Below are 21,209 nucleotides of genomic sequence, written 5' to 3' on the forward strand. Positions count from 1 at the left end.
AGTGTTTATGATTTAGTTTTACTTTTGTTCGGATATGAAGAACGACGCTCAATCGATTTATACCCTGCAATTCGGACTGGTCTGTTTAAGTTCCTTTCTGTTTTCGTCCAGCTTTAATATGCTGATCCCCGAATTACCCGCTTATCTGAGTGCAATGGGCGGAGCTTCGTACAAAGGCCTGATCATCGCCTTATTTACGCTTACAGCCGGATTTTCCCGGCCTTTCAGCGGTAAACTGACAGATACCATAGGCAGGGTACCTGTAATGGCCGTAGGCTCTGTGGTTTGTTTTGTTTGCGGGCTGCTTTATCCGGTGCTGACTACCGTTGCCGGGTTTTTATTTCTCAGGTTGATCCATGGATTTTCCACGGGCTTTAAACCTACTGCCACGGCTGCTTATGTGGCAGACCTGGTGCCGGAAAACAAATGGGGCGAGGCAATGGGCGTTCATGGCATCTGTTTTAGTACCGGCCTGGCCATAGGGCCGGCGATAGGAAGTATGATCACAGATCACTTTTCCATAAATATCCTGTTTTACTGCTCCTCTGCCTTTGCACTGATGTCTATAGTGATCCTGGCCAATATGAAAGAATCCCTGACAGACAAACAGCGTTTCAGCCTGCCGCTGCTTAAAATTAAAAGGAATGATATCATCGAGTGGCGCGTGATCCCTGCCTCACTGATTACCCTGCTGAGCTATGTAAGTTACGGGGCAATCTTAACGGTGATCGGCGACTGGAGCAAGTATCTTGGTACAACCAATAAAGGATTGTTCTTTGTTGTATTTACGCTGACATCCCTGCTCATCCGTTTTGTAGCGGGCAAGGCTTCAGATCAGTACGGCAGAGTACTTATTCTTAAAGTTTCGCTTGGCATGCTGGCAGTGTCACTGGTGTGGATCGGGCTTGCCGCTTCCTCTCTATCATTGATGTGCGCTTCTGCTTTATATGGCGTGGCAACCGGCATGCTGTCTCCTGCGGTAAGCGCATGGACGATAGATCTGAGCGACCCGGCGCACCGCGGAAAAGCGGTGGCAACCATGTACATCGCGCTTGAAGCGGGAATTGGCATGGGGGCACTACTGGCCGGCTGGTTGTTTGTAGATGATATTTCTGCGATACCTACCACATTTTACCTTTGTACAGGAATTACACTGATTGCTCTGGTTTACCTGCAGTTTGTATGGAAACCTAAAAAATTACTGGTTGGCAACAACTAAGAGTTCGATATCTTTAAAAGGCAGGTTAAACATATTAGCCAGGGTTTTGCTGGTGAGGTGCCCCTGGTAGATATACAGCGCTTCCCTGATCCCGGGTCTGTTCCATACCACATTCATCAGCCCGCCCATATCACCAATATCCACCAGGATAGGTGTAAAGATATTTGTCAGCGCATAAGAAGCTGTTCTGGGTACTCTTGAGGCAATATTTGGAACGCAATAGTGGATCACGTCATGTTTCCTGAATACAGGGTCTTTGTGGTTCGTTACCTCAGACGTTTCGAAACAGCCGCCCTGGTCTATGCTCACATCAATCACCACAGAATCGGGTTTCATGCGCGCTACAGTTTCTTCCATGATTATACAGGGGCTGCGGCCATGTGTAGCCCTGATGGCGCCGATCACAACGTCGCAGGTAGTCACGGCCTTGCCCAGTACAATTGGCTGCATCACGGAGGTGAAAACGCGGCTTCCCAGGTTGTTCTGCAGGCGGCGGAGGCGATAAATAGAACTGTCAAATACTTTTACTTCTGCACCGAGGGAGAGGGCTGTTCTGGCAGCATACTCGCCAACCGTACCTGCACCCAGGATCACAATCTCCGTTGGCGGCACACCGGTAAAACCGCCAAGCATCAGGCCTTTACCACCGGTAACACTGCTCAGGTACTCTGCGGCGATAAAGATTGAGGTAGCCCCTACAATCTCGCTCATGGCACGGACAACACTGAGGATATTTCCTTCATCCCGTAAGTTTTCGAAACAAAGGGCATTGATCTTTTTGTCCATCAGGGATTTGAGATAGCTTTCTTTAAGCGCACCCATCTGCAGGGCAGAGATCAGCGTCTGTCCCTTGTGCATCATCTCTATCTCGTCGCAGGTTGGAGGGGCAATTTTTACGATAATATCTGCATCGAAAACGTCCTTTTTATTAAAGGTGATAATAGCGCCCTGCTCACTATAGTCATTATCAGAAAAGTTGGCCCCGGTTCCGGCACCGCTCTCCAGCAATACCTTATGGCCGTTGTTTACCAGTAGTGCGACAGACAGGGGAGTAAGGGCAATCCTGTTCTCCTGAAATGAAATCTCTTTTGGGATACCAATATAAAGACTGTTGCTTTTCTGTTTTAATTCTGACAGTGTCTCTTTTGGCTGTAGCAAACCTTTTTGAGCAATTGAGGCCATTTCTTCCCGTAATCCTGTAGCCATTATCTAGCGTTTATTTGAATGAAATTAATAAAAATAACATGAAAATCAAGCATCTAAAGGTAATTTTTACTAAAGTTAAATGCTCTTCTGTCGGGAGATAATACTTTGATCTCCACTTTAATGTAGTGCTCCGGAAGGAGCTCTTCGATGCGTTCCGGCCATTCTATGAGGCAGATATTGCCTGAATAAAAGTATTCCTCATAACCGATATCATATGCCTCCCGGATATCCCGGATACGGTAAAAATCAAAGTGATATACAACCCCGGTACTCATTGCATATTCATTGACCAGGGAAAACGTAGGGCTGCTTACCACATCCTCTACGCCCAGTTCGGCACAAAGGGCCTTGATAAAGGTTGTTTTTCCGGCACCCATTTCTCCTTCAAAAATGAACACCTTTTCCTCTTCAGCAAAACTGAGCAGCGCTTTTGCCGCGCTGCCCAACGCTGTCAGACTGTTAACTTCAAGATTCATTTTTGCCTTAACTAACGTGAACTATAGGTAGCGATAGGAATGATCATCTCTTCGAGGGATATACCCCCGTGCTGGAAGGTCTCGTTGTAATAATTTACAAACTGGTTGTAGTTATTCTGGTAAACAAAATAACGGTCTTCCTTGGCAAAAATATAATTTGAACTGATATTGATCTTTGGCAACTGTGCTTCATGCGGGTTTTTAATCAGAAAAACCTCTTTTGCATTGTAGTTGAGGTTTCTGCCCTGTTTGTAACGCAGGTTGGTATTGGTGTTTCTGTCGCCGATCACCTTGCTCGGATGTTTTACGCGAATGGTTCCGTGATCTGTTGTGATCACAATTTTTAACTGTTTCTGCGACAGCTTTTTCAGCAGTTCCAGCAAAGGCGAATGCTCAAACCAGGATAAGGTCAGTGAACGGTAGGCCGCATCATCATTTGCCAGTTCCCTGATCATCGCCATATCAGTACGGGCGTGGGAAAGCATATCTACAAAGTTGTATACGATGGCATTAAATTCGTTCTGCATCAGGTTATTTACCTGCTCTGTAAGGGCTTTTCCATCGTCATACGTCAGGATCTTATGGTAGCTGAACTTACAGTCCTTGCGCACACTGCGTTTAATCTGGTCGGCCAGAAATTCTTCTTCATGCATGTTCTTTCCACCTTCATCATCGTCATTCTGCCATAGCGAAGGGAAACGTTTTTCCATTTCGAGTGGCATCAGGCCTGAAAAGATGGAGTTCCTGGCGTACTGTGTTGCCGTAGGCAGGATACTTGAATAAATATCTTCATCATCCAGTCTGAAATGTTCTGTAATCAGGGGGTTAATGATCTTCCACTGGTCGTACCGTAAATTATCGATCAGGATAAAGAAAACGGGTGTAGTGGAATTGATCAGCGGAAAAGCTTTTTTCTTCAGCAGCTCATTTGATAACAAAGGAGCTTTTTCCTTGCCGTTTACCCATCCAAGGTAATTGTCTTCGATAAACCTTGAGAACTGGGTATTGGCTTCTGATTTTTGCATGGTCAGGATTTCATGCATTTGGGGATCGTCAAGTTTTTCGAGCTCCAGTTCCCAGAAAACTAATTTTTTGTAAACTTCTACCCACTCTTCGTAGCTCAGTTTGTCGTTCAGCGTCATCCCCAGTCGCCTGAAATCCTGTTGGTAAGCCATAGATGTTTTGGCACTGATCAACCTTTTGTTATCGATGATTTTCTTAATCGTCAGCAAAACCTGTTTTGGATTTACCGGCTTTATCAGGTAATCGTCAATTTTTGATCCGATGGCATCTTCCATCAGATTTTCTTCTTCACTTTTAGTAATTAGTACAACGGGAATGTCACTTTTAATATTTTTGATCGCAGAGAGGGTTTCGAGTCCGCTCATGCCGGGCATGTTTTCATCGAGGAATACGAGGTCGAAATGTTCTTTCCCAAAGGCTTCAAGGGCATCATTACCATTGGTAAATGTTGTTACGTGATATCCTTTTTCGTTTAACAGTAAAATATGTGGTTTTAATAGGTTAATCTCATCATCGGCCCATAGAATCTTGGTTTCCTGCATTATAGTATGTATAAGGTGTAAATAATTCCTTAAAAAAGAGTGCTCCCGTTCTTAAGTACGGATAAAAATAGCAATTTTTGTACCGTATAAATTATTTTATAAAGATTGAACAAAAAGAAAATCATAAATGATCCGGTATACGGATTCATCAATATACCTTCTGAGCTGATCTTCGATCTGGTCTCGCATCCCTTTTTTCAGCGCCTGCGCTATATTAAGCAGCTGGGGATGACACATTTGGTTTATCCCGGAGCTTTGCACACCCGTTTTCATCATGCACTGGGCGCCATGCACCTGATGAGCCTTGCCATAGAAGTGCTGCGGAGCAAAGGACAGGAGATCACAAAGGCCGAAGAAGAGGCGGCCACCATTGCCATATTACTGCATGATATCGGACACGGGCCCTTTTCGCACGCCCTGGAACATTCGCTGGTAAAAGGTATTCATCATGAAGACATCTCGATGCTGATGATGGAGAAACTGAACCACCAGTTTAAGGGAAGGCTCACTACTGCTATTGAGGTTTTTACCGGGCAGTACCATAAGAAATTCCTGCAGCAGCTGATATCAAGCCAGCTTGACCTGGACCGGATGGACTACCTGAACCGCGACAGTTTCTTTACCGGGGTGAGCGAAGGGGTGATTAGCTTTGACAGGATCATCAAGATGTTTAATGTGGCTGACGACCACCTTGTGATTGAAGAAAAGGGAATCTATTCGATAGAAAAGTTTCTTGTTGCCCGCCGTTTGATGTACTGGCAGGTATACCTGCATAAAACCGTAATTGCAGGGGAGCAGTTGCTGGTGAAGATCCTGAAACGGGCAAAAGAACTGGCAGAACGCGGGGAAGATTTATTTGCTACGCCGGCCCTGCAGCATTTTTTGAAGAATGATGTAAAGAAAAGCGAGTTTCTTGAATCAGACTTTCATCTTGGACAGTTTGCAAGACTGGACGATCAGGATATTTTTGCTTCGGTCAAGGTTTGGAGGGAGCATCCCGACAGGATCCTTTCGCTGTTGTGCAATATGCTGGTAGACCGGCAGTTGTTAAAAACAGAGATCAGTAACGATCCGCCTGAAGAAAGCCGTATGCAAATTATCCGGGACAACACTGAACTCAGTCTTGAAATTAACCAAAACGAAGTTTCTTATTTCGTTTTTACAGACGTGATTAGCAACCGGGCTTACAATACCGGCGAGGGAAACAGCACAATTAACATTTTGATGAAAAATAATGTGACCATAGATATCGCCAAAGCTTCGGATTTGTCCAATCTCGAATCGCTGGATAAGACCGTTACAAAGCACATACTGTGCTATCCACGAATAATTTAGCATTTTTTAACAAAATAATTCGATTATTATCCCGTTTTTAGTTTCCGATTACAGACATTCTAATACAATTAGCGTGTTGGGAATATTTGTTCATATCAATTTAACATTTAACTTTGTAGAATGCAATTTACTGCCAAGCAGATAAGCGACTTTTTAAGTGGGAAGGTTGAAGGAGATGAAAACATTACAGTTTCAGAACTTTCAAAAATAGAAGATGGTAAAAAAGGTGCCTTATGTTTTCTATCGAACCGTAAGTACGAACACTATATATATTCAACAAACGCCTCTGTTGTCATTGTTGGAGACGACTTTTCCCCTTCACAGCCTGTAAGCTGTACGCTGGTAAAGGTAAAAGATCCGTACAGCGCATTTTCTGTGCTGCTCGAAAAGTATAACGAGGCATACAACGCCTCTCTTGACAAATCGGGCATAGAACAACCTTGTTTTATTCATCCTTCTGCAAAGATCGGTAAGAACGTGTTTATCGGGGCATTCTCCTATATCTCTGAAAATGTAGAAATTGGTGACGACACCAAGGTGTCGCAGCAGGTTTTTATTGGCACGGATTCCAAAATCGGTTCAGCAAATACCATTCACCCGGGCGTAAAAATCTATAACCGCTCTGTGATTGGCGATCGTGTTGTGATCCATTCCAACACCGTTATCGGCAGTGACGGATTTGGATTTGCACCGCAGCCGGACGGCACCTATTCAAAAATTGCACAGATCGGAAACGTTGTCATTGAAGATGATGTGGAAATTGGCGCAAATACGGCTATCGACAGGGCAACAATGGGTTCTACCTTTATCAGAAAAGGTGTGAAACTTGATAACCTGATCCAGATTGCACATAATGTTGAGGTTGGTGAAAACACTGTTGTTGCTGCCCAGGCAGGAATATCCGGCAGCAGTAAAATAGGTAAAAAATCTGTTGTTGGCGGACAGGTAGGCATTGCCGGCCATTTATCGCTCGCCAATGGTACGCAAATCGGCGCACAGGCGGGTATCAATTCTAATATTACAGAAGAAAATAAACAATGGCATGGTACGCCAGCCCAGCCCCTGAGGGACTGGATGCGTGCTTCAGTACTGTTTAAACATCTTCCGGATATAGAAAAACGTATTACAAAAATAGAGGCTGAACTAAAAAGAGAGTCCGATCATAGCATAGTTAGTACTACACACAACAATAATGAACGTTAAACAAAAAACTATAAAAAGCGAAGTTTCTGTACAGGGGGTAGGCCTGCATACAGGAGCAAATGTTACCTTAACTTTTTGTCCGGCACCTGAGAACCACGGTTTTAAATTTCAGCGTATCGATCTGCCGGGGCAACCTGTGGTAGATGCTGACTGCGACAATGTAACGGATACCGCCAGAGGCACAACAATTACACAGAACGGTGCCAGTATCAGCACTGTAGAACATGTAATGGCTTCTCTTGTTGGAATGGACCTGGACAATATCCTGATGAAACTGGATGGGCCGGAAACTCCGATCATGGATGGCAGCGCGATATTATTTGTTGAAGCACTTGAAAGTGCAGGTGTGGTGCAGCAGGACATTGACCGCGAATATTTTCAGATCCCCCATAACATCATCTATACTGAAACCGACAGAAAAGTAGAAATTGTAGCGATGCCGCTGGAGGATTACAGGTTTACCTGTATGATCGATTACAATTCTCCCGTACTGGGCAGTCAGCATGCGGTGATTTCAAGCATTGCTGAATTTAAAGACGAAATTGCCTCATGCCGTACTTTCTGTTTTTTGCATGAACTGGAATACCAGCTGCAGAACAATCTGATCAAAGGCGGTGATTTAAATAATGCGATTGTTATCGTAGATAAAGAGGTGACCAGGGATGAACTGGACCACCTGGCTAAAATATTTAAGAGAGAAAAAATTGATGTGGCCCCTCAGGGAATCCTGAACAATATGGAGCTGCGTTACCAGAACGAACCTGCGCGTCATAAATTACTGGATATGATCGGTGACCTTGCGCTAGTAGGAATGCACCTTAAAGGTCATATTATGGCAGCTCGCCCAGGCCATGCGGCGAATATTGCATTCGCTAAAAAAATTAAGGCGGCGATTAAAAAAGAAAAAAACAAAAAAGTACAAAAAGTATATGACCCCTCTGTAAAACCTCTTTATGATGTGGTGCAGATCATGGATATCCTGCCGCACAGACAGCCCTTTCTGTTTATTGATAAGATTTTAGAATTATCAAAAACGCATGTTGTTGGTGTGAAAAATGTGACCATGAACGAAGAGTTCTTCAAAGGTCATTTCCCGGGCGCTCCTGTACTTCCGGGTGTGATCCAGATCGAAGCGATGGCACAAACAGGCGGAATCCTGGTGCTGAGCACCGTTCCGGACCCAAGAAATTACCTTACATATTTTCTGAAGATCGATAAAGTGAGGTTCAGGGCCCAGGTTTTACCGGGTGATACGATTGTTTTCAGATGTGATCTGATGGAACCGATCCGCAGAGGCATCGCACAAATGAAAGGTGTGGGCATGGTAGGAGATAAAATTGTTGTGGAAGCAGAAATGATGGCCCAAATTTCAAAAGTAAAAGAAAGCGAACGCGTATCATGATACAACCTTTAGCATATATACATCCGGACGCCAAAATTGGCGATAATGTGATTATTGAGCCTTTTTCGGTCATCCACAAAGACGTTGTCATTGGTGAAGGTACATGGATTGCGTCCAATGTTGTCATCATGGACGGCGCCAGAATAGGAAAAAACTGTAAAATCTTCCCGGGATCAGTGATCTCCGGTGTTCCGCAGGACCTGAAGTTTGCAGGTGAAGTAACTACCGCTGAAATTGGCGACAATACAACCATCAGGGAGTGCGTAACCATCAACAGGGGCACTAAGGATAAATGGAAAACCGTGATCGGCAGCAATTGCCTCATCCAGGCTTATTCGCACATTGCGCATGACTGTGAAGTGGGCGACCACTGTATATTTTCCAACAGCACTACACTGGCTGGCCATATTACGATTGGCAGTTATGTTGTCCTGGCTGGCCTGGTAGCCATTCACCAGTTTGTTAAAGTGGGCTCACACGCCTTTATCACCGGTGGTTCTCTGGTGCGTAAAGATGTTCCGCCTTATGTGAAAGCCGCAAGGGAGCCATTATCTTATGCCGGAATCAACTCTGTGGGGCTAAGGCGCCGCGGGTTTTCTTCAGAAAAGATAAATGAGATCCAGGAGATATACAGGGTGCTTTTTGTGAAGCACAATAATGTGACTAAAGCACTTGACAAAATAGAAGCCGAATTTGCACCTACGGAGATCCGTGATGAAATTGTAGATTTCATCCGCAATTCTAACCGTGGCGTAATGAAAGGTTTCGGTACAGTAAGCTAATCATCATTGATGACGATCGATTTAAAGGATGCCGGCAGAAGGTTTAACCAGGAGTGGATTTTTCGGAATTTCAGCTACCAGTTCAGCGCTGCCGGCAAATATGCTATCCTTGGCCCCAATGGCTCGGGAAAATCTACCCTGTTAAGTGTGATCCTCGGAAGCCTGGCCCCTTCAGAAGGGTCAGTGACCTATACGGCCGCTGAAATTATCCCGGTAGAAAAAATCTATACGCAGCTGAGCTTTGCGGCTCCCTACCTTGATCTTGTAGAAGAATTTACCCTGCAGGAAACCATAGAATTCCATTTCAAATTCAAATCCTTTTATCCCGGCCTGTCTTCTGCGGGCCTGATGGACATCCTTGGGCTGGCCAAATCACAGGATAAAGCTTTAAAGTACTTTTCATCGGGTATGAAGCAGCGCACAAAGCTGGCGCTTGCCTGCTGTACGGATACACCGATACTGCTGCTGGATGAGCCAACTTCTAACCTGGATGTACAGGGAATAGGCTGGTATCATGAGCTTATTAAAGATTTTACCGCAGAAAAGCTGGTTTTAGTGGGCTCTAATCAGGAAATTGAGTACTCGTTTTGCGAAAATTTAATAAGTATAACGGACTATAAAGATTAATATTGCGCTCAATTGCAAGAAAAGTGTCATGAATTGGGCTTTAAATAACTTTATAAATAAAATTTCAAATAAACCTTGTGGGATTCATAAATAGTTTTTACCTTTGCGGCACGAAATGGCGCTGATCGTAAAAGCAACAATTTCAAATAAAATGGCAAAAGCATCAGAAGTAAAAAGCGGTAACATCCTTCGTTTCAACGGTGAGTTGACGCAGGTGGAAGAGTTTCTTCACCGTACTCCTGGTAATTTAAGGGCTTTCTATCAGGCCAAAATGCGGAATGTTAAAACCGGGAAACTGGTGGAGTACAGGTTCCGCACAGACGAAGAGGTAACGATTTGTCGCGTAGAAACCAGTGATTACCAATATTTGTACGAGGATGGAGATTTCCTTGTAGTAATGGATATCAATTCTTTTGAACAGTATAACGTGCCTAAAACCTTGTTTGGTGAAGCCGTTAAGTTTTTAAAAGAAGGAATGAACGTAATTATCTCATTCGAAAGTGAAGAACCGATTGTAGCGTCAATGCCGCAAAACGTTGAACTGGAGATTACTTACACGGAGCCCGCTGTTAAAGGGGATACTTCTACCAGTGCACAGAAATATGCAACAGTAGAAACCGGAGTGGAGATCAGGGTACCCATGTTTATCAACCAGGGCGATAAAGTAAAGGTTGATACACGTACCGGTGATTACGTAGAAAGAGTAAAATAAGAATTTTTCATAGTTTAGTTTTAGGTTTAGGTTGATTTTGGCTTCGGAGTGGTTCCCGAAGCCTTACTTTTTTACGGGCTTTTGTATTATCTTGCATGCTGCACCGTCAATCCCCGGTACACACTTTATCCAAATGAACAAAGCGGAAGTCAGAAAACAGGAAGCGGCACGCAGAAAAGCTTTAAGTTTTGAGCAGGTGCTGAGCCTCAGTGAAAAATTGCTCAGTCAGTTTATTACGCTGGATTTTCAGGACGTTGAGACCATACATTTTTTCCTGCCCATCAGAGAGAAAAATGAACCGGATACTTTTATGCTGATCAAATGGCTGAAAGCGCAGCATCCCGGGATAAAAATCATTGTCCCGAAGGCAGATTTCAGCACTTCATTGATGACCCATCATCATTACCAGGGAGAGGAAGGGCTTCAGAAAAGTCTTTTTAATATTCCGGAACCTGTCCTTGATGAACACTACAACGGAAAAATTGATATGGTTCTGGTGCCCTTGCTTGCATTTGACAGCAGGGGATACAGGGTAGGTTATGGCAGGGGATTTTACGACAGGTTCCTGGAAGGACTGGATACCCTAAAAGTAGGGCTCTCGCTTTTTGAAAGCGTGGATATCATCTCTGATGCCCACGCTCATGATGTGAAGCTGGATCTCTGCCTTACACCTGAAAAGATTTACGATTTCAGAACTTAAGCTTCAATTTCGAGCAGTACCGGGCAATGATCTGAATGGATTGCGTCTGGCAGGATGGTTACATTCTGCAGTCTGTGCAGCATAGGTACCGTAGCCAAATGGTAATCGATGCGCCAGCCCAGGTTTTTGCCCCTTGACCCGGCCCTGAAACTCCACCAGGTATAATGGTGCGGGTCCTTATTAAAGTGCCTGAAAGTGTCTATAAATCCGCCATCAAGGAATAATTGCATCCATTCCCTTTCCTGTGGCAGGAAGCCTGATGAATTTGCATTTGATTTTGGATTATGAATATCCATAGCGGTGTGACAGATATTATAATCACCTGAAATAATCAGGTTAGGCATGTTGATTCTGAGCGTTTTGATGTAGCCCTCAAAAAATCTCATGAATTCATATTTTTTAGCCTGTCTGTCCTCTCCGGAAGAGCCGGACGGCAGATACACGCTCATCAGGGAGAAAGTGTCAAAATCGGCCCTTAAAATGCGCCCTTCTTTATCTATCCACTCCTCGCCGCAGCCATATTCTACATGGTTGGGTTTGATCTTGCTGAAGATGGCTACGCCGCTGTAGCCTTTTTTTTCTGCGCTAAACCAGTAATGATGGTAGCCCAGCTGTTCGATCAGCTCAATGATCTCAGGGATTTGTACCGGCAGCGCTTTTACCTCCTGAAGGCAGATCATGTCTGCATCAGTTGATTGCAGCCATCCAAAAAAGTTCTTTGTTGTTGCAGAACGGATCCCGTTCACATTGTAAGATATTATTTTCATCCTGTTTATATTGCTTTTATTTGTAATGAAGCTTGCTGCGCAGGATCCATTCTAATAATTTGATATCGTAATATGGTCTTTTTGGAATGCTTTTTCCAATCTGCGTGCTGCTCTTCTTTTGAGCAGGCTCACTGTCATCTTCACATCTTTCAGCGGGCGGTCGTTGGTGTCTACGGGCATCAGGGCAATGGTGTCCACCAGCTCAATGCCTTTGACCACCTCACCATATACGGTATATTTCCTGTCCAGGTGAGGGCTTCCGCCCTGTTTTTTGTAGATGTCACGCTGCCATTGCAGAAGTTTAAAATGAAGGCGTTTGGTTTCTACGCTGTCCAGCTGTGCATCATTAAAAGTCTTGCCCTGAACAATATAAAACTGGCAGCCGCTGGAAGCCTTTTCGGGATTATCGTCTCTTGCTGCGGCAAGCACGCCTTTTTTATGGAACAGGCTGTCACGGAATTCTGCCGGTATGGTATATCCAACGTCTCCATTTCCCAGCTCTTTACCCGCAGCGGCATTTTTGGAGTCGGGGTCGCCGCCCTGGATCATAAAGCGTTTGATCACCCTGTGGAATAAACTGCCATTATAAAAATCCTTTTTTACGAGTTTAATAAAGTTATCCCGGTGCAGGGGAGTACTGTTGTACAACAGGATGATACATTCGCCCTGATCGGTTTTGATTTTAACGTACTGATGTTTTGGCCTGGCTGCAAAAACAGTACAGCAGCATATAGCCAGCAGAAAGGTTAAAATTTTGCGCATAGTTGCTATTTGTCGCTAAGTTAAGAGAGAATTTTGCTTTTCTAAAATATGAAGACATGTACCTTCACATTTAATTTCAACGAATCAAATTGTTATTCTCAATAATTTATTGTTAATTTTGCTGGTAATGCCGGTAGATAAAAGACAGGCAGTATAGCTAAAAAGCTAAATATCCGGATGAAATTAAGACAAAAAATAGCCCTTGGATTGTGCGCCTTTTACCTGATCAGTGTAATTGGGGTAGCCTTGAGCCTGCATTTTTGCGGAGATAATTTATCCTCAGTTCATTTTATGGAGACAGCCAAATGCAAAGGCTGTATGGCTGCTGAAAAAAAGGCAGCTGCCGGTAAATGCTGTAAAAATACTGCTGTTGATGCAAAAATTAAAGACAGTCATCAGTCCGGATCCGCGATCAGCCTTCCAAAAAACTTTAGCATCCAGCTGTTTTTTTTCCCTCTCGTATGGGAAGCTATAGAAAATGTTCTGCCAAAATTATTCAGCAGTATAGAAAATAAGGCGCCGCCCTTTTCTGCGCGTTTTTCCCTCTATGCGTATCACTGCGTTTTCAGAAATTAGACCAGGAATGAATTGAGAATTTCTGCAGGAATATCCTGTGGAATGAATTTACTGAGTTCAAATTTTTAGAAAACATACGATGAAAACTTTCAAATATTTAATGCTGTTAGCGGGATTATTGACCAGCGGACAGATTTTTGCCCAAAAAATTTCAAAAGCAGAATTACAGGTAAACGGCTTAACCTGTTCCATGTGCTCAAAAGCAACAGAAACTTCTTTAAAAAGCCTCGGTTTTATTGAAACTATCAGGCCCGACCTGGAAAAAAATATTTTTGTGCTCACTTTTAAAAAAGACCAGCAGGTAAATCTCGATCAGATCAGGGATAAAGTTCAGGATGCTGGTTTTTCCATTGGACAGCTGTCTGCAACAATCAATTTCAATCAGACCTTCATCGACAGCTCTGGTTTGGCGCAAACAGGCAATACTGTTTTCAGGTTTACCAATGCCAAAAGCAAAACGCTCGACGGGCCAGTGGCCGCAAAGGTGCTTGACAAGGATTTTATCAGTTCTCCGGCCTTCAAAAAAAATGTGGCCCAGTTAAAGCTGGATTCCTATCAGAGTGGCCGTGGTACGGTAAAGGGCAGAGAAACGCGTATTGTTCACCTGAGTATCTAAAGACGGGAAATGAGATACTTGATTTCAGCTGTACTCACAGTACTGCTTGGCATTGCCATGCCTGGATATGCGCAGGAACTTTATGTTTTCACGGAGCCGGCAAGTAATATGCCGGCGAAATCCCTGGGCCTAAGGCTAACCAACGAAGGGATTTTCCGTGGCGGAAAAATGAACAGGACTATTCCGGAAATCATGCTCAGCTTTAATAAAAACCTGATGGTGCATGGCCAGGCTTTCCTGTCTGATATGGATGGAAATTACAGGCTTGAGGGCGGCAGTATATATGCGAAGTACCGGTTTTTATCCCTGGACGAGTCCCAGAGGCATTTCCGAGCGGGCGCTTATGGCAAACTGAGTACCAGTAAACGCCCCCTTTATACAGAAGATATTAATCTGGAAGGGGATAACAGTGGCGCACAGGGCGGGATCGTGGTTACGCAGCTGCTGCATAAACTAGCCCTGTCTGCTAACTTAAGTTATATGAAGGCTTTTGTAAAAGACAGCCGCCGTGTTGCGGGAATGCCCCAGCCGGATGAGCTGATCAGTTACAGCCTGTCCTCCGGATATCTTGTGCTGCCTGTCCATTATAAAAATTACAATCAACCTAATTTTAATGTCTATTTTGAAGTACTGGGCAAAACAAACCCTGCAAACGGAAATTCGTATCTGGATTTCGCTCCTGCAGTTCAGATCATCCTAAACAGCAGGACCAGGTTTGACCTGGGTTACAGGTTTCAGGCCGCAGGCGGTATATACGGCAGGTTCAATAAAAACATGTACCTGGTACGTGCAGAGTTTAATTTTTTCAATGCCCTGAAATAGGCTGTTTCTTATCATACATCAAATGTTGCCGCGATAATTTCTTTTATTTTTGCATGCAGCCTTTTGATTAAAATGGCTGCATATAAATATGGCAAACCTCTCGCAACTCAGAAATTTAACGGATAATCTTCCCATCGGTGATGAACTAATGCCGGTGTTGTTTATAGGGCACGGATCTCCGATGAACGGTATTGAAGATAACGAATTTAGCAGCAAGTGGGCGGATATAGGCCGTACGATGCCGGTTCCCAAAGCAGTACTGGTAGTTTCTGCGCATTGGTTTACCAGAGGAACTGCTGTGACGGCGATGAATTTCCCAAAGACCATCCATGATTTTGGGGGCTTCCCCCAGGCATTGTTTGATGCGGAATATCCTGCTCCGGGCAGTCCGGAACTCGCGCGCGAACTGTCAGGTCTCGTTACCAGCACCACTGTAGAACTGGATCACGACTGGGGGCTTGACCACGGGGCATGGACGGTTCTGGCACATATGTTTCCTGAGGCTAACATCCCGGTGTTGCAGCTGAGCATGGATTATACAAAAGATCCCAAAGCACATTACGAACTGGCCAGGGAACTTTATCAGCTGAGGCGCAAGGGAGTGCTGATCATGGGTAGCGGAAATATGGTGCACAACCTGAGAATGCTGAGCTGGGAAATGATGAACGGCGGCGGTTACGACTGGGCGATGGAGATCAATGATCAGTTTAAGAACCTGATCATGAACAGGAATCACAGGCCTCTGATGGATTACAAAAGGTTGGGCAGTGCCGCTATGTTGGCTATACCCACACCAGAGCATTATTTGCCCTTGCTTTACACACTGGGTTTACAAAATGATATGGACGAGGTTAGCCTGTTTAATGACAAGGCGGTTGGAGGGTCATTAACGATGACATCAGTCAGGATAGGATAAAGATCATATAAAACAAGAAAGGCGCATGCAGGGCGCCTTTCTTGTTCAAACTATTTCTGTTTACGCAGAATTCCTGCCTGCGTTGACAATTCCGTACACTGTACGGATCGCCAGTTTCTGGTAAGATTGTACTTCTTCCTCATTCAGTTCTTCCTGGAGTTTTTCCAGGGCAAAATGCTGGATCAGCACCAGTGGAAGAATGATCTTCTCGCGCACGGCAACGGATCTTTTTTCTACCGGATAGTTTTCCATTAAGGTTTCATGACCGGCAAGTTTCAGCAGCATCTCTTTTGAACGTTCATATTCGCTGTTCAGCATTTTCCAGAAATCACCGTATTCAGGATCATTGGCAAAATGTGCGGTAATGGAGAAATCAGCCTTGCTCATGGACATCATACAATTGTCGATGATCGTTTTGAAGTAGCCTGATTCCTGGTACGTTTGACGGATATTTTCCCAGTTTCCTGCTTCTTCCTGATTTTTCAGTGCGGTACCGATACCGTAAAATCCCGGGATATTCTGTTTCAGCTGTCCCCATGAGGTTACAAAGCTGATCGCGCGGAGGTCTTCCAGGCGCAGTTTTTCTCCTGAACTTCTTTTTACAGGCCTGCTGCTGATCGTGATCTTTGATAACAGGCTGAGCGGCGAGTAACGTTCCAGGTAACCCATAAAAAGCGGGTGCTCTCTCAGGTTCACAAATGATTCAAAGCTGTCCTTCGACATCACATTAAGGATATCCTTGTGCAGCGGGTCCAGCAGCACATTGTGTTTTTCCTTCATTCCAGCAGATATACCGGCATTGATCAGCTGGCTGATGTTGAACCCCGCGCTGTCGATAGATCCGTACTGAGAGCTGATTGTTTGGCCCTGTATCGTTAACTGGATATTCTTGTTGGCAATCTCCTTGCCCATGGAAGCATAGAACAAATGTGTTTTTCCACCGCCTCTTGAAGGAGGGCCACCGCGGCCGTCAAAGAATGCCAGCCGGATATTGTGTTTTTCTGAGATTGCAGTCAGTGCTACCTTGGCATTGAAAATAGACCAGTTTGCTGTCAGGTAACCTCCGTCTTTGGTACTGTCTGAATAACCAAGCATGATATCCTGTCTGTTGCCCCTGCTTTCCAGGTGTTTTCTGTAGAATGGATGTGAATACAGAAGATCCATAATATCTGCAGCAACCTGCAGATCGCCCACAGTTTCAAAAAGAGGGACAAAATCGACCGTCAGCTGATCTTCTTCCCAGCCATTCCAAAGGAACAGTTCAATCAGCTGTAAAATATCGGAAGCCTGCTGGCAGTTACTGATAATGTAGCGGTGACAGGCCAGTTCGCCATTGCTTTGCTGGATCTGTTTGATCTCTGCGATAGTTTGCAGGGTATCCTGGATCAGCGCACTGGCTTCGCCGGTATAATTTACTTTGGCACTTTTGAAAGAAAGCTGCTCTATTTTTTCAGTCTCTGACAGATCATCATAGTTTTCAGGGAAAAGGGAGATGATCGGCTTGCTCTGACGGCAGTAGGCGTGTACATCACGCAGCACCCTGCTGTCCTGACGGATATCAAGCGATGCGAAGTGGCTGCCGAATAACTCTACCTTGCGCAAAAGATCATCCACAAGATCAGCAAAGAGGCCGTCATGGGATTCGATCAGGGTAGATTTGATCAGGTTAAGGTTATCAGTCAGGAAATCAGAAATATTTTCAGGAACAATGTTGGTATCAAAAGCATTTTTATACAGCGTATCCTGCACTTTGTAGATCACTTCTTCCACACCTCTGAAGGTAATCCTGCGTTTCAGTTTCCTGAAATCCCTGTAATAGCAGCGGAAGAGGATCTGGCGCAGCATTTTGGAAACCTGCATGGTATCTTCTGCATGCACATTAGGATTCCCGTCCCTGTCGCCGCCCGGCCAGAAGCCCAGCTCAATCGCCTTTTTGGTAGGAATGTTGTATTCTTCAAGGCTGCTGTCTATTTCAGATTGGATATTGGCCGCAGCAAAGTAAAACACATTTTCCAGGTACCATGAAAGGCTAAGGGCCTCATCCACTGGTGTAGGGGAGGTTTTATTGAAAAACGGCGTTTTTCCAAGTTGTTGCAGGAGCTGGTTGATGCTCACAATGTCGTTAATCTTGATGGCCGCAGTAAGGTCAGTAATAATGGAAAGGACGCTTCCCGGATAAAACTGAGTTGGGTGTGCGGTAAGCACAAGGCGCAGGGAAAGATCGTCGATCAGCTGAGCTGTTTTCTGGTATACATCTTCACTGGATTCGCTCTTTTTTAACATCGAGCGTAGTGAGCTCTGGCCTTCGGCAGTATTTAATTTTGTGAAAGAAGCATCTTCCACGGCGTCAAATAACACCACCTGGCGCTCAATATACTGAATGAACCTGAACAATAAGTCTATTATATCTTTGGCATTTGCCGCCTGTGTATATTTTTCAAAAAAGACATTAATGATTTCAGCAGGCGTCTTCTGATTCTTCACTCCGTCTTCGCAATATTTAATAAAAAGAGGCAGGAGCGTACCTGTATCCTTGATTTTATAAAATGGGAGGGTTAGGAACAGGCTATTGTACAGTTCAAATCTGGAGACAACTTCGTTGTTGAATATGGATTCTCTCTGGCCTGTAAATCTTGGTTTCTGCATGATTACTAAGGGTAAATTTTTACGCGCTGAAGCTAAGAAAAATGACTGTAAGATCTATAGAATAATGTTAATAAATTTATTTTGGTTTGCTGACAAATAAACTATAAATTGCTTTCAGAAAGGTTTTTCAAACATTTAAAAGTATAATCAAGTTGTTGTGTAGCAACAATCGCAGTAAATCGTGATTTTTTTGGAAAAAAAATGGCTGTCTCAAAAGGACAGCCATTTTTCATATCATACTATTTTTGTTTAGTGCACATCTGCCGGAATCTCCACGTTCTTTTTAAATTTCTGCAGATAAAGCAGCGGAATAGAACAAAGCATCACCATTCCTGCTACCCAGTAGGCATCGCTATAGGTTAACAGCAAACTTTGCTTGATCAGATTACCTTCCATTGCCTGGGTGGCCATATGCCTGGCGTCAGACATAGAGAAGCCCTTGCTCATAAAATTACCGATGAAGGCATTGAAACGCGTGATAAAGATCGGGTTTCCTTCATTCAGATTTGTGAGCAGGTTGCTTCTGTGGAAGCCCTGACGGGTATGGATCAGCGTTGTTAAGGCAGCAATCCCAAAAGATCCGCCCAATTGCCTCATCATGTTATTTAATCCTGAGCCCTGGCCAATCTCTGCACCCTTCAGGTCCTGGATCGCAAGTGTAGTCAGCGGTACGAATAACAATGCCATACCAACGCCCCTGATCACCAGCGGCAGGAAGAAATCATTTGTACCCGAAGCCAGCGTCGATTTGCTTAACATATTACAGAAAACAAAGAAGAGGAACATCCCTATCGTAGCCATAAACTGCGCCGGAATCCCTTTTTTAAGGAACATCCCTATAAAAGGCATCATCATGATGGTACAAAGACCACCCGGGAACAACAACTCTCCCGTTTGTAATGCAGAGAAGCCCAGCAAATTCTGACAGAATACGGGGAATACGAATACTGATCCGTATAATCCGAAACCCAGGATAAAGGACGTAACCATCCCCACCGAAAAGCTCCGGTGGCGCATGATCTTAAAGTTCACAATAGGGTGGTCGGTACTCATTTCCCTCCAGATAAACAATAACAGGCCTAAGACCGAAGCAACAGCCAGTACCGTGATATATGGTGTGGCGAACCAATCTTCCGTTTCACCTTTTTCAAGTACCGTTTGTAAACTTCCTACGGCTACTGCCAGCAGTCCGATGCCCCACCAGTCTACCGGTTGTCCCTGTCCCGTCTTGGGCGTCGTTCGTATATAGGTGTAGGTACAGTATGCGGCGAGAATCCCAACGGGAATATTTACATAGAAGATCCATGGCCAGCTGCTGATGTCAATGATATATCCACCGATCGTTGGCCCTACGGTAGGCCCAACAACAGCACCTAATCCAAATAAAGCTGTTGCAATACCCACATCTTCCCGCGGCCAGGTCTCCAAAAGAATAGCCTGTGCGGTAGAAATCAGCCCGCCTCCGGCAATACCCTGAAGGATACGGAATGCAATCAGTTCTTCCAGTGAAGTAGCGTTGCCGCAAAGGAAAGAGGCGATTGTAAAAACAATGATGGAGGTAAGGAAATAGTTCTTTCGTCCGAACCGGCTCCCCAGCCAGCCCGACATGGGCAGGACTATTACGTTTGCAACTGCGTACCCGGTAGAAATCCAGGCGATATCCTCTAAGGTTGCACCCAGGTTTCCCTGAATTTGTGGTAATGCCACGTTTACGATAGTTGTATCAATCAGCTCCAGTAAAGAGGCTGTGATCACCGTAAACGTGATTATCCATTTTGTAAAACCCTGTTCGGCCATTTTATTTAGTCTTTTGTTGATACAGAAACGTTCACGCTCATGCCCGGACGTAATTTACTCAGTATATCTTTGTTCGCTTTAATCTTGATTTTTACCGGAACACGCTGAACAACTTTTACAAAGTTACCCGTTGCGTTGTCCGGAGGCAGTAATGAGCCTTTGGCACCTGTTACAGGAGAAAAGTTATATACTTCACCGGCAATGTGCTGATCAGGATAAGCATCTACAACGATATCCACTTTTAAACCAGAATGAATTTCTTCAAGCTGGGTTTCTTTAAAGTTCGCGGTTACATATAAACTGTTATCATTTACAATAGAGAACAGCGACTGGCCAGCCTGGATCAATTGTCCTTTCTGGATGCTTTTCTTACCTACGATACCTGTAGCCGGAGAAGTGATATTGGTGTATGACAATTGCAGTTTGGCAAAATCTACTTCCGACTGGCGTTCAGAAACACTGTTGCTGCTTACTGCAAGCTGTGATTTGGTAGTACCTACCTGCTTGATCGCAGCGGTATACTGATCTTTGGCCGCATCATATGTAGCCTGTGCAACATCTCTGGTTGCTTTGGCTTGGTCAAACTGCTGTTGTGTGATTGAACCGTCTTTGATCAGGTTGGCATAGCGGTCAAAATCTTTCTGTGCCTGCCATAATTTTACCTTAGCAGATTCAATGTTTGATTTTGCTGTGCTTGTGTTTGCAGAGATGGCGATGATCTGGGATTGTGAAACCCCAACACCTGCATTTGCACCTTTTTGGGTAGCCATTGCCTGTTCCAGTTTCACTTTGTAATCGCGGTCATCAAGCGTCAGCAGCGTATCGCCTTCCTTTACTGCTGTGTTTTCTTCAAACTTGATCTCTTTAACATACCCTCCTACACGGGCAACTACAGTGCTGATATCGCCGTCGATCTGCGCATCATCTGTATCAACGTGTTTACTAAAGTACAAATATTCTTTTATGCCGAATATGGCACCTATAAGGATTAGTACAGCTAATATTATAGGGACAATTTTACTTTTCTTCTGAGGTTCGATTGTCGTTTCTGTTGTTGATTCTGTTGTCATTACTAGCGTG

At 44.4% G+C, this 21,209-nt stretch carries 20 protein-coding genes; 12 read left to right on the forward strand and 8 right to left on the reverse strand.

Annotated elements, in window-relative coordinates:
• The first annotated feature begins 34 nt into the window (after positions 1 to 34).
• Entirely contained in the window at positions 35 to 1,219 is a 1,185-nt protein-coding gene (locus tag FN831_RS13630) for an MFS transporter (protein WP_142528725.1), read from the forward strand.
• Here FN831_RS13630 and FN831_RS13635 read toward each other — a convergent pair.
• From FN831_RS13635 to porX, 3 genes are read right to left on the reverse strand one after another with little or no spacing between them, the layout of a single operon-like run.
• Positions 1,199 to 2,425: an alanine dehydrogenase gene (locus FN831_RS13635; RefSeq protein WP_142528726.1), complete on the reverse strand. Its 1,227-nt coding sequence runs from the start codon at positions 2,423 to 2,425 to the stop codon at positions 1,199 to 1,201. The two genes, FN831_RS13630 and FN831_RS13635, sit on opposite strands and share 21 nt — an antisense overlap.
• 53 nt (positions 2,426 to 2,478) lie before the next feature.
• A complete protein-coding gene (tsaE, locus tag FN831_RS13640) occupies positions 2,479 to 2,901 on the reverse strand; it encodes a tRNA (adenosine(37)-N6)-threonylcarbamoyltransferase complex ATPase subunit type 1 TsaE (protein ID WP_142528727.1) in 423 nt (140 codons plus the stop codon).
• Positions 2,902 to 2,912: 11 nt separating this feature from the next.
• Entirely contained in the window at positions 2,913 to 4,466 is a 1,554-nt protein-coding gene (porX, locus tag FN831_RS13645) for a T9SS response regulator signal transducer PorX (protein ID WP_142528728.1), read from the reverse strand.
• Between the two features lie 105 nt (positions 4,467 to 4,571).
• On the opposite strand from porX, the gene FN831_RS13650 reads away from it, so the two are divergent.
• The 7 genes from FN831_RS13650 (at position 4,572) to FN831_RS13680 (ending at position 11,227) form a co-directional block, all read left to right on the forward strand.
• Positions 4,572 to 5,801, forward strand: a complete 1,230-nt coding sequence (locus FN831_RS13650; RefSeq protein ID WP_142528729.1) for an HD domain-containing protein — start codon at positions 4,572 to 4,574, stop codon at positions 5,799 to 5,801.
• Positions 5,802 to 5,921: 120 nt separating this feature from the next.
• On the forward strand, positions 5,922 to 7,004 hold the full coding sequence (gene lpxD, locus FN831_RS13655; RefSeq protein ID WP_142528730.1) for a UDP-3-O-(3-hydroxymyristoyl)glucosamine N-acyltransferase: 1,083 nt from the start codon (positions 5,922 to 5,924) through the stop codon (positions 7,002 to 7,004).
• Positions 6,994 to 8,406, forward strand: a complete 1,413-nt coding sequence (locus FN831_RS13660) for a bifunctional UDP-3-O-[3-hydroxymyristoyl] N-acetylglucosamine deacetylase/3-hydroxyacyl-ACP dehydratase (protein WP_142528731.1) — start codon at positions 6,994 to 6,996, stop codon at positions 8,404 to 8,406. The genes lpxD and FN831_RS13660 overlap by 11 nt, the downstream gene beginning before the upstream one ends.
• Complete coding sequence (lpxA, locus tag FN831_RS13665; protein ID WP_142528732.1) at positions 8,403 to 9,188, forward strand: acyl-ACP--UDP-N-acetylglucosamine O-acyltransferase; 786 nt, start codon at positions 8,403 to 8,405, stop codon at positions 9,186 to 9,188. The genes FN831_RS13660 and lpxA overlap by 4 nt, the downstream gene beginning before the upstream one ends.
• Before the next feature lie 9 nt (positions 9,189 to 9,197).
• Complete coding sequence (locus FN831_RS13670; RefSeq protein WP_142528733.1) at positions 9,198 to 9,815, forward strand: ABC transporter ATP-binding protein; 618 nt, start codon at positions 9,198 to 9,200, stop codon at positions 9,813 to 9,815.
• 151 nt (positions 9,816 to 9,966) lie between these two features.
• A complete protein-coding gene (gene efp, locus FN831_RS13675; protein ID WP_142528734.1) occupies positions 9,967 to 10,527 on the forward strand; it encodes an elongation factor P in 561 nt (186 codons plus the stop codon).
• 133 nt (positions 10,528 to 10,660) lie between these two features.
• Positions 10,661 to 11,227 carry a 5-formyltetrahydrofolate cyclo-ligase gene (locus FN831_RS13680; protein WP_142528735.1) on the forward strand — a complete coding sequence of 189 codons (567 nt, stop codon included), beginning with the start codon at positions 10,661 to 10,663 and terminating at the stop codon, positions 11,225 to 11,227.
• On the opposite strand, the gene FN831_RS13685 is transcribed toward FN831_RS13680, so the two are convergent.
• A complete protein-coding gene (locus FN831_RS13685; RefSeq protein WP_142528736.1) occupies positions 11,224 to 11,994 on the reverse strand; it encodes an exodeoxyribonuclease III in 771 nt (256 codons plus the stop codon). The genes FN831_RS13680 and FN831_RS13685 overlap by 4 nt on opposite strands.
• Before the next feature lie 51 nt (positions 11,995 to 12,045).
• On the reverse strand, positions 12,046 to 12,756 hold the full coding sequence (locus tag FN831_RS13690; RefSeq protein WP_142528737.1) for a peptidylprolyl isomerase: 711 nt from the start codon (positions 12,754 to 12,756) through the stop codon (positions 12,046 to 12,048).
• 177 nt (positions 12,757 to 12,933) lie between these two features.
• Between FN831_RS13690 and FN831_RS13695 the strand changes: the two genes are divergently transcribed.
• The 4 genes from FN831_RS13695 to ygiD all read left to right on the forward strand — a co-directional run bounded on the left by FN831_RS13695 (position 12,934) and on the right by ygiD (position 15,686).
• A complete protein-coding gene (locus FN831_RS13695; protein WP_142528738.1) occupies positions 12,934 to 13,332 on the forward strand; it encodes an HYC_CC_PP family protein in 399 nt (132 codons plus the stop codon).
• 79 nt (positions 13,333 to 13,411) lie between these two features.
• Positions 13,412 to 13,948, forward strand: coding sequence for a heavy-metal-associated domain-containing protein (locus FN831_RS13700; RefSeq protein ID WP_142528739.1), 537 nt, complete (start codon positions 13,412 to 13,414; stop codon positions 13,946 to 13,948).
• Between the two features lie 9 nt (positions 13,949 to 13,957).
• Complete coding sequence (locus FN831_RS13705) at positions 13,958 to 14,770, forward strand: hypothetical protein (protein ID WP_142528740.1); 813 nt, start codon at positions 13,958 to 13,960, stop codon at positions 14,768 to 14,770.
• An 88-nt stretch (positions 14,771 to 14,858) separates the two neighbouring features.
• The gene (ygiD, locus tag FN831_RS13710; RefSeq protein WP_142528741.1) at positions 14,859 to 15,686 is read left to right on the forward strand and encodes a 4,5-DOPA-extradiol-dioxygenase; all 828 of its coding nucleotides are present in this window, start codon (positions 14,859 to 14,861) and stop codon (positions 15,684 to 15,686) included.
• A gap of 60 nt (positions 15,687 to 15,746) precedes the next feature.
• Here ygiD and FN831_RS13715 read toward each other — a convergent pair whose 3' ends face one another.
• The 3 genes from FN831_RS13715 to FN831_RS13725 all read right to left on the reverse strand — a co-directional run bounded on the left by FN831_RS13715 (position 15,747) and on the right by FN831_RS13725 (position 21,199).
• Complete coding sequence (locus FN831_RS13715; protein WP_246101514.1) at positions 15,747 to 18,332, reverse strand: phosphoenolpyruvate carboxylase; 2,586 nt, start codon at positions 18,330 to 18,332, stop codon at positions 15,747 to 15,749.
• A 249-nt stretch (positions 18,333 to 18,581) separates the two neighbouring features.
• Positions 18,582 to 20,129, reverse strand: coding sequence for a DHA2 family efflux MFS transporter permease subunit (locus FN831_RS13720; protein WP_142528743.1), 1,548 nt, complete (start codon positions 20,127 to 20,129; stop codon positions 18,582 to 18,584).
• A gap of 5 nt (positions 20,130 to 20,134) precedes the next feature.
• Positions 20,135 to 21,199, reverse strand: a complete 1,065-nt coding sequence (locus FN831_RS13725; protein ID WP_142528744.1) for an HlyD family secretion protein — start codon at positions 21,197 to 21,199, stop codon at positions 20,135 to 20,137.
• Positions 21,200 to 21,209: the final 10 nt, after the last annotated feature.

It is taken from the genome of Pedobacter westerhofensis (assembly GCF_900182595.1).
Lineage (GTDB): Bacteria > Bacteroidota > Bacteroidia > Sphingobacteriales > Sphingobacteriaceae > Pedobacter > Pedobacter westerhofensis.